This window comes from Micromonospora sp. RV43 (assembly GCF_001029515.1).
Taxonomy (GTDB): Bacteria; Actinomycetota; Actinomycetes; order Mycobacteriales; family Micromonosporaceae; genus Micromonospora; species Micromonospora aurantiaca.
This window is the reverse complement of record NZ_LEKG01000236.1, coordinates 1-9,020: the sequence shown is the minus strand read 5'-3', so window position 1 is coordinate 9,020 and position 9,020 is coordinate 1. Positions and strand designations below refer to the sequence as shown.

Sequence of the window (9,020 nt, the reverse complement as noted above, 5' to 3'; positions counted from 1 at the left end):
ATGTAGGGGTGGACGAGCTTGCGGGGGAGTTCGAGGCGGAACGAGGGCGTCTCCTGGCGGTCGCGCAACGGATGCTGGGCAGCCGCAGCGAGGCCGAGGACGCGGTGCAGGAGACCTGGCTGCGCTTCTCCGGCGCGCTGAGCGACCCGGGGGAGCGCGCCCGCGTACGCGATCTGCGGGGCTGGCTCATCACCACCTGTTCCCGGATCTGCCTGGACGTGCTCCGCTCCGCCCGGGTGCGCCGGGAGGCGTACCCGGGTCAGTGGCTTCCCGAGCCGGTGGTGACAGCGGGGCCGGCGGCGGACGGGTTCGCGCCCGACCCGGCCGAGCGGGCGGTACGGGCCGACCAGCTCGGCACCGCGCTGCTGGTGGTGCTGGAGCGGCTGACGCCGGAGCAGCGGGTGGCGTTCGTGCTGCACGACGTGTTCGCGGTGCCGTTCTCCGACGTGGCGGACGTGCTCGCGGTGACGCCGGAGGCGGCCCGTCAGCTGGCGTCGCGCGCCCGCCGGGCGGTGCACGGGCCGGACGCGCCCCGGCACAGCGCCGACCTCGCCGAGCAGCGGCGGGTGCTCGCCGCGTTCGCCGCCGCGGTGGAGTCCGGTGAGCTGGAGCAGCTGGTCCGCGTGCTCGCCCCGGACGTGGTGTCGATCGGCGACGCCGGCGGCCACTTCCCGGCCGGTCGCCGGCCGGTGGTCGGTGTGGAGTCGGTCGGCCGCCTGCTGCTCGGCCTCTACGGCCAGGCCCGGCAGCGGGGTGGCCTGCGCGGACGCCCGGTGCTGGTGGACGGCACGCTGGGATGGCAGACGGAGTTCTTCCACCGGGACGGGCGAACCATTCGGATGGTCACCTCGTTCGCGATCCACGAGGGGCGGGTCACCGGCGTGTTCAACCAGCTCAACCCGGCCAAGGTCGGCGAGCTGCCGCCGCTGGGGCCGGACGCCGTCTGGCCGCCGCGCTGGTGAGCCGGCTCAGACCACCAGTGCGAGCCACTTCCGGTACGACGTGGCGAACGGCTCGGTGCCGTCACCGAGCGCGCCGAGCAGCCAGCGGGACGCGGCCTCGGCCTCGGTGACCACGTCGTCCGGGTAGCCCCAGCGGGCCCGGTGCACGGCGAACTCGTCCTCGTCGCGCAGCTCGACCAGGCCGGTCTCGCGGCGGCGCACCACGTCCAGGTCGAGGTCGATCAGGTGGACCGTCTCCTCACCCTCCCAGCGGGCCGGGGTGGCGATGTCGCAGTAGACCTCGCTGGTGCGCGGCGGCGGGTTGAACATGCCGGTCCACCACCCGTGGTGCGGCACCAGCAGGACGAACGGGATCTGCTCGACCGACGGGCGGCCGTGGTAGACGGACTCGGTGCCGGCGGGCACGCCGAGCCAGACGCCGAGATCGTCCTCGGCGAGCCGGCGGGCCGGGTAGTCGCGGTGTGCGCTGCCGTCGTACTTGCGGTAGATCACGCGGACCACATCGCTCGGCATGCCTGGCACCCTAACCGATTCCGGCCACGCCACGCGATCGGGAGGTAACCGGACGCGACCCGCCGTCCCGCCACGCCGTCGGAGCGGCCGGACCGCCGTCGGTGCCGGCGGGTACGGTCGCACGGTGACCCCGTCCCGCACCGCCACCGGCCCGGCCGTCCCGAAGAAGCGCCGCAAGGGCCGCGCCGGTGCCGGGGAGTTGCTGACCGCCGCGGTGGGCGCGGTTCCGGGTGGCGCGGCCCGGCCGGGTCAGCAGCAGATGGCCGAGGCGATCGAGCGCAGCATCGCCTCCGGCGAGCATCTCCTGGTGCAGGCCGGGACCGGCACCGGCAAGTCCCTGGCGTACCTCGCTCCGGCGCTCACAGTGGACGGGCCGGTGGTGGTCTCCACCGCCACGCTGGCGTTGCAGTCCCAGCTCGTCGAGCACGACCTGCCGAGGCTGGCCGACGCGGTCGAGCCGGTGCTGGGCCGCCGCCCGACCTTCGCCGTGCTGAAGGGGCGTCACCACTACCTGTGCCTGGCCCGGCTGGACAGCTCGGTCGAGGACGAGCCGGACGACGCGCTGTTCGACGCGCCGCACTCCGGCAACGGCGGCACCAAGTGGCTCGGTGAGGCGGGCCGGCTGGGCAAGCAGGTGCAGCGGCTGCGCGACTGGGCCGAGGAGACCGCCACCGGCGACCGCGACGAGCTGGATCCGGGCGTGGACGACCAGGTGTGGCGCAGCGTCTCCATGCCGGCCCGGGAGTGCGTGGGCGCCAGCCGCTGCCCGTTCGGGCAGGAGTGCTTCGCGGAGGCGTCCCGGGCACGCGCCCGCGAGGCCGACATCGTGGTCACCAACCACAGCCTGCTCGCCGTCGACATGCTCGCCGGGCGGCACATCGTGCCGCCGCACAGGCTGCTCGTGGTGGACGAGGCGCACGAACTGGCCGACCGGGTCTCGTCGGCCGCCCAGGCCGAGCTGGTGCCGGAGCTGATCGACAGATCCACCCGGCGGGCGCGGCCCCTGCTGCGCCCGGACGTGGCCGAACGGCTCACCGAGGCCGGTGACGCGCTCGCGGTGGGGCTGGCCGAGGCGCCGGCCGGGCGGCTCACCGCCGGTCTGCCGCCCGCGCTGCGCGAGGCGTGCACCTTGCTGGACTCGGCGACCCGGGCCGCGCTGGAGGGGATCGGCGACGTGAAGGCCGACGACCCCGATCCGGTACGCAAGCAGCAGGCCAAGGCCGTGCTGGACGAACTGTCCACCACCGCCCAGCGGCTGCTGGAGGAAGCCGACCACGACGTCGCCTGGGTCGAGAAGCCGGACAACGGCAGTCGCCGGGCGCTCGTCGTCGCGCCGCTGTCGGTGGCGGGCACGCTCGCCACCCACCTGTACGACGAGCGCACAGTGGTCGCCACCTCGGCGACACTGGCGCTGGGCGGCCGCTTCGACACCGTGGCCCGGGCGCTGGGGCTGGACGCGCCTCCGCCCGCCCCGCCGTCACCGGCCGCCGCCGCGATCGCCACCGCCGCCGCCGCGGGCCGTTCCCCGGTCACGCCGGTGGCCGCCGCCGAGGGCAGCCGCGCGTCGGTCGGCACCGTCCCGGCGACCGAAGGGCCGGGCTGGAGTTCGCTCGACGTCGGCTCGCCGTTCGACTACGCCCGGCAGGGCATCCTGTACGTCGCCGCGCATCTGCCCCGCCCCAGCGTCTCCGGGTTGCCCGGACCGGCAGGTGAGGAGTTGCTGGCGCTGGTCGAGGCGCTCGGTGGTCGTACCCTCGGGCTCTTCTCGTCGCGACGGGCCGCGCAGCAGGCCGCGGAGCTGGTCCGCGCGCGGACCAACCTGCCGGTGCTGCTCCAGGGCGAGGAGGCGCTGCCGCTGCTGGTGCGCCGGTTCCGCGAGGTGCGGGAGAGCTGCCTGTTCGGGGTGATGTCGCTCTGGCAGGGGGTGGACGTGCCGGGCGACGCCTGCCAGCTCGTGGTGATCGACAGGTTGCCGTTCCCCCGTCCGGACGAGCCGCTCGCGGCGGCGCGGGCGGCGGCTGTGGACGCCGGTGGCGGGTCCGGTTTCGCGGCGGTGAGCGTGCCGATCGCGGCGGTCCGGCTGGCCCAGGGTGTCGGCCGGCTGATCCGGGCCACCGGCGACCGGGGCGTGGTGGCGGTGCTCGACTCGCGGCTGGAGACGGCGCGCGGGTACGGCCCGTTCCTGCGCCGCTCGCTGCCGCCGTTCTGGTACACCACCCGGCCGGAGGTGGCCCGGGGCGCGTTGGAACGACTCGCCAAGAGCTGACGCCCGCGCCTCCCCGGGCGGGGTGACGCGGGCGTCGGCGGGTCTTGCCGGGTCAGGGCGCCTGGGAGGCGACCACCACCGCGTCCGGCGGGGTGTCCGGCACGGTACGCGCGGCGAGCCGGCGCACCGCGGTGTTGAGGACGGCGATCAGCGGCACCGCGACCAGCGCACCGGCGATGCCGGCGAGCACCACACCGGCGGCGATGCCGATGATCACGGCGAGCGGGTGGATGGCCACCGCGCGGCCCATGATCAGCGGCTGGAGCACGTGGCCCTCGACCTGCTGCACGCCGATCACCGCGCCCAGGATGATCAGGGCGGTCACCGGGCCGCTGTCGACGAGCGCCACCAGCACGGCCACCACGCCGGACAGGAACGCGCCGACGATCGGGATGAACGCGCCCAGGAAGACCAGTGCGGCCAGCGGGAACGCGAACGGGATGTCGAACAGCACCAGGAAGATGCCGATGCCGACCGCATCGATGAACGCCACGAGGACGGTGGCCCGCACGTACGCGCCGAGCGTCGCCCAGGACGCGCGACCGGCGTCGTCGACCTTCCAGCGGGCGGCCACCGGCAGCAGCCGGACCAGGAACCGCCAGATGTTGTTGCCGTCGCGCAGGAAGAAGAACGTGGCGAACAGGACCAGGACGGTGCCGGTGAGCACCTCGGCGAGCGTGGCGGCGGTGCTTATCGCACCGCTGGTGAACCGCTCGGTGTTGCCGTTGATCCAGTTCTGCGCCTCGTCGATGTAGCGGTTGAGCTGGCTGTCGGACAGGTGCAGCGGGCCGGTCTTGAACCAGTCCTGGATCTGCCGGACGCCCTCGGAGGACTTCTGGCTCAGCTCCGGTACGCCCTTGATGAACTCGTTGACCACGAGCGTGAGCGTGCCGACGACGGCGGCCAGGCCGCCGACCAGCACCACTGCTGTCGCCAGCGAGCGGGGCAGCCGGGCCCGGAGCAGCCAGCCGACCGCCGGGGCGAGCAGCGCGGAGAGCAGCAGCGCGACGGTCAACGGGATGATCACGATGCTGATGGTGCCGACGATCCTGAGCAGGGCCCAGGTCACGATGCCGATCACGATCAGGCGCCAGCACCACGCGGCGGCGATGCGCAGCGCGTGCGGCACCTCCGTGTCGTCCCGGCTCACAGTCGAGGAGTGCAACGCCGCCGGCGACGCGGCGCCCACGACCACCGCCTCCGGCGCGGCGGGTGGCCCCGGCGCGGCGGGCGAGGCCACTCCGGCGTCCCCGGTGTCCGCGGCGGCCCGCCGGGTCCGGGCCGCCTCCCGGCCCGACTCGTACGCGCGGCGGAGCCGTCCGCGCATCCGCTCGAAGCGGCTCAAGCGCACCTCCGGCAAAATCAGCCCCACCAGGTCGCAGGGGGCACAGGATACGTCCGTACGCCCCACCCTAGGGCGACTCGGCCACACATTGCCCGCCCGGCGCTCTCGCCAACCACGCCGGGATCGACCGACGGGCACGCGGTAGCGTCTTCGCGTGACCGCCGACCAGAGTCTCGACGCCGGGCTGCCGATCCGCCTGCTGCACGACCGCGTGCTGGTGCGTACCGAGGGTGCGGAGGGGGAACGCCGCTCCACCGCCGGCATCGTGATCCCCGCGACGGCAGCCGTGGGCAAGCGGCTGGCCTGGGCCACGGCGGTCGGCGTGGGGCCGAACGTCCGCGCGATAGTGGCCGGTGACCGGGTGCTGTTCGACCCGGACGACCGCTCCGAGGTCGAGTTGCACGGGCGGGCGTACGTGCTGCTGCGCGAGCGGGACGTGCACGCCGTGGCGGCCGAGCGGGTGGAGAGCACCGCCGCCGGCTCCACCGGTCTCTACCTGTAGGTCCTTACCTGTTGCGGCGCTCCGGTGCCGGTCGCTCTGCGGCGGTGCTGTTTGCGGCGCTGCCCGGCGGGAAGCCCAGGCACCTCAGCGCGCCCTGGGGAGGGACACCATGCCGGTAGTGATCAAAAAGATCCTCGCCTGGGGATTCCTCGCGTTCCTGATCTACTTCATGGCGTTCCGGCCGGACGGCGCGGCGCAGGTGTTCAAGGGCATCGGCGGCGCGCTGATGGCCATCGCCCAGGGGCTCGGCGACTTCCTGACCGGCCTGATGAGCTGACCGGCGCCCCCGACGAGCCGCCCGGCCTCAGCGCCCGGGATGCCAGGGCGCGCCCGGGTCGTACCAGCCGCCCGGTCCGTGCCCGGCACCCGGGCCGCCGTGCCAGCCGGCCGGGCCGTGACCGCCCGGGCCGCCGTGCCAGCCGCCCGGACCGTAGCCGCCCTGCGGGAAGGCGGGCGGCTGGGCCAGCACCACCGGGATCGGCACCACCGGGTCGTCCGGCGCCTCGACCGGACGCTGCGAACCGTCCGGGAACCGCAGGTGGTAGCGCTGACCGTCCCAGACCCCGACCGGCGCCTGCGGGTCGCGACCGACGAAGAACGACCGGTACGCGGTGATCGCGTCCAGCAGCTCCCGTTCCTCCCGTGCCGTCCGCTCCCGCTCCTCCGGCTTGCGGTCCAGTCCCCGGCGCATCCCGTCGCGCAGCAGCGCCAGGCGGGTCGCGGCGAACTGGTAGCCGCGCATCGCGCGTACCCCGCCGTCACCGGCGACCCGGCGCGCCCACGTACGCGCCGCGTGCCGGCGGCCCAGGCTGCCCAGCGCCGCCACCTCGGGCGGGGTGAGCCAGCCCGCTCGGACGTAGTCCGGCAACGTGCGCTCGGTCAGCCGGCCCTCCCAGGCGCGCAGCCAGACCGCCAGCCCGACCATCGCGAAGAAGATCGGCACCATCACGCCGATGTAGCCGTAGAGCACGATCACCACCTCCCCGGTGGCCTGGGCCAGCGAGGGCAGCAGGTTCCAGGTGCCGTGCAGGATCATCGCCAGCAGCAGCCCGGCGAGCGGCGCGAGCACCCGCACGCGCCGGTCGGCGGTACGCGCGGCGACGCCCAGCCCGACGCCGGTCATCGACGTGAACAGCGGGTGGGCGAAGCCGAACAGCAGGATCCGGACGATGAAGATCGCGATCACCTGCTGCGCGCCGGTGGCCGGGCCGTACTCGTCGGCGCCGGCGCGGTAGCCGTGCCCGCCCAGGTAGAGGATGTTCTCCACCATGGCGAAGCCGACCGCGGAGAGCCCGCAGTAGACCAGGCCGTCGGTGATCCCGGAGAACTCCCGCCGCCGGAAGATCAGCACCAGGAGCGGACCGGCCGCCTTGGTCAGCTCCTCGATGAACGGCGCGACCAGCACCGCGGTCAGCGCGACCGGCAGCCCTCGGTCCTCGAACAGCCCCGCGCTGGCCGTGTTCACCAGCAGCGAGATCGCGGTGGAGACGAAGGCGCCCCAGGCGAAGCAGAAGATCAGATACTTCAGCGGCTCCGGCTCGTAACGGTCGAGCCAGAGGAAGCAGAAGACCAGCACCGGCACCGGCAGGATCGCCGCGATCACGCCGATCAGCAGCGCCTCGGCGCCCAGGCTCTCGCCGAGCGTGAACACCATGAACAGCGCACCGGCCGCGATCAGCAGCACCACGCCGGCCAGCACCAGGAAGCGCCGCCAGCCGAGCCGGCGCAGCGGCATCCGGGGCGTCGGCGCCCCCGGCGGGGCGGCGGGCGCATGCGGTGGCGGCGGGGCTGCGCCGGGCGGGGTGTCGGCCATGCGGTCAGCGTAGTCACCTGCGACCCACTGGTCCGGTCGCATCGTGAGGGCTATGCTCCCGGACAGGTCACGAGCGCCAGCGTCAAGCCCCGGCTTGCTGGCCGGCAACCCTCGTCGAGGTTCGCGGTGGGGTGCCCCGGGTGATGACCGGGCCCGGTGCCGCTCCGCGCGCCGGGCAAGCGCGGACCCCGTCCCGGCACCACCTGGGGTTCTGTGACCCGGGAGGCTCCGGCATGACCGTCACCCTCGTACCCTCACTGCCCGTGCTGCCCGCGCCGGTCCGGCCCGACCCGCTCGGCGTGCTCGGCGTACCGGGGGAGATCAACCTGGACCACGCCGCCAGCGCGCCGTGCGCGCGGGCCGCGGCCGACGCGGTGGCCGGGCTTCTTCCCTGGTACGCGAGCGTGCACCGCGGCGCGGGCGCGCTGTCGCGACGCTGCACACTGGCGTACGAGCGGGCCCGGCAGACGGTCGGCGACTTCCTCGGCGCCCGCCCCGACGACCACGTGATCTTCACCCGGAACACCACCGACGCGCTGAACCTGCTGGCCCGGGCGTTGCCCGCCGGCACCACCGTGATCACGTTCGGCGGCGAGCACCACGCCAACCTGCTGCCCTGGCCGCGCGGCTCGGTACGGCTGCCGGTCCCGGACAGCCCGGCCGGAGCGGTCCGGTCCCTCGCGGCGGCGCTCGGCGAACTCGCCCGCGACGCCCGGCCCGGCCTGCCCGTGCTGGTCGCGGTCACCGGCGCCGGCAACGTCACCGGCGAGTGCTGGCCGGTCGCCGAGCTGGCTCGGGTGGCCCACCGGCACGGCGCCCGCATCCTGGTCGACGCCGCGCAGCTCGCCCCGCACGCCCCGGTCGACCTGACCGCGCTGGACGTGGACTATGTGGCCCTGTCCGGGCACAAGCTGTACGCCCCGTTCGGCGCGGGCGTGCTGGCCGGGCGCGCGGACTGGCTGGACGCGGCCCCGCCGTACCTGGCCGGAGGCGGCGCCACCAGCCACGTCGGCGCCGCTACGCACGAGGTGCGCTGGACGACCGGCCCGGCCCGGCACGAGGCCGGCACCCCGAACCTGCTGGGTGCGGTGGCGCTCGCCGCTGTCTGCGAGGCGCTCGGCACGGCCGACCGGGACGCGCTGCACGCCCGGGAACAGGCGCTGCTGGCCCGGCTGCGTACCGGCCTGGCCGCGCTGCCGGACGTGGTGGAGCTGCGCATGTTCTCCCCCGAAGCGCCGCGGGTGGGCATCGTCAGCTTCGTGGTCGCCGGACGGGACTCCGCCGAGGTGGCCGCCCACCTGGCGAGCCGGCACCGGATCGGGGTTCGCGACGGCCTGTTCTGCGCGCACCCGCTGACCCGGCGTCTGCTGGCCGAGGCCTCCGCCCGTACCGGCCGCACCGACCTGCCCCCGACCGCCCTGCGCGCCAGCCTCGGCTTGGGCACCACAGAGCCGGAGGTAGACACCCTCCTGACCGCCCTGACCCACCTCCCCTAGCCCTCTCCCCACCGCACCTCGAGCGGTGATCAAGGAGTTTGTGCACTGGTTGATCTCCTCGGAGTCCGGTAACTCCTTGATCAACGCGACAGGGCGCCAGGGCGGGAGCGCGGGAGCCGGGGC

Annotated in this window: 8 protein-coding genes and 1 riboswitch; of the genes, 5 read left to right on the top strand and 3 right to left on the bottom strand. The window is 74.7% G+C overall.

From position 1 onward, the window contains the following. Window positions 1-962 (top strand): RNA polymerase sigma factor SigJ (gene sigJ / locus ABD52_RS34330; protein ID WP_368665028.1); only part of this gene is annotated, 962 nt, incomplete at its 5' end. Between the two features lie 6 nt (window positions 963-968). Here the strand turns inward: sigJ and ABD52_RS34325 are convergent. Continuing rightward, the gene (locus ABD52_RS34325; RefSeq protein WP_013288837.1) at window positions 969-1,475 is read right to left on the bottom strand and encodes a DUF402 domain-containing protein; all 507 of its coding nucleotides are present in this window, start codon (window positions 1,473-1,475) and stop codon (window positions 969-971) included. 124 nt (window positions 1,476-1,599) lie between these two features. On the opposite strand from ABD52_RS34325, the gene ABD52_RS34320 reads away from it, so the two are divergent. After that, a complete protein-coding gene (locus ABD52_RS34320) occupies window positions 1,600-3,741 on the top strand; it encodes an ATP-dependent DNA helicase (RefSeq protein ID WP_047894478.1) in 2,142 nt (713 codons plus the stop codon). A gap of 52 nt (window positions 3,742-3,793) precedes the next feature. Here the strand turns inward: ABD52_RS34320 and ABD52_RS34315 are convergent, their stop codons facing one another. Further along, window positions 3,794-5,068, bottom strand: coding sequence for an AI-2E family transporter (locus ABD52_RS34315; RefSeq protein ID WP_030272135.1), 1,275 nt, complete (start codon window positions 5,066-5,068; stop codon window positions 3,794-3,796). 172 nt (window positions 5,069-5,240) lie between these two features. On the opposite strand from ABD52_RS34315, the gene ABD52_RS34310 reads away from it, so the two are divergent. Both ABD52_RS34310 and ABD52_RS40375 read left to right on the top strand, forming a co-directional pair. Then, the gene (locus ABD52_RS34310; protein WP_013288840.1) at window positions 5,241-5,588 is read left to right on the top strand and encodes a co-chaperone GroES; all 348 of its coding nucleotides are present in this window, start codon (window positions 5,241-5,243) and stop codon (window positions 5,586-5,588) included. Window positions 5,589-5,706: 118 nt separating this feature from the next. Beyond that, complete coding sequence (locus tag ABD52_RS40375; RefSeq protein WP_162881441.1) at window positions 5,707-5,865, top strand: hypothetical protein; 159 nt, start codon at window positions 5,707-5,709, stop codon at window positions 5,863-5,865. A 27-nt stretch (window positions 5,866-5,892) separates the two neighbouring features. Here the strand turns inward: ABD52_RS40375 and ABD52_RS34305 are convergent, their stop codons facing one another. Next, window positions 5,893-7,443, bottom strand: coding sequence for a PrsW family intramembrane metalloprotease (locus ABD52_RS34305; RefSeq protein ID WP_191971266.1), 1,551 nt, complete (start codon window positions 7,441-7,443; stop codon window positions 5,893-5,895). Window positions 7,444-7,466: 23 nt separating this feature from the next. After that, window positions 7,467-7,589, top strand: a riboswitch (SAM riboswitch). Between the two features lie 45 nt (window positions 7,590-7,634). On the opposite strand from ABD52_RS34305, the gene ABD52_RS34300 reads away from it, so the two are divergent. Continuing rightward, on the top strand, window positions 7,635-8,897 hold the full coding sequence (locus tag ABD52_RS34300; RefSeq protein ID WP_047894476.1) for an aminotransferase class V-fold PLP-dependent enzyme: 1,263 nt from the start codon (window positions 7,635-7,637) through the stop codon (window positions 8,895-8,897). Window positions 8,898-9,020: the final 123 nt, after the last annotated feature.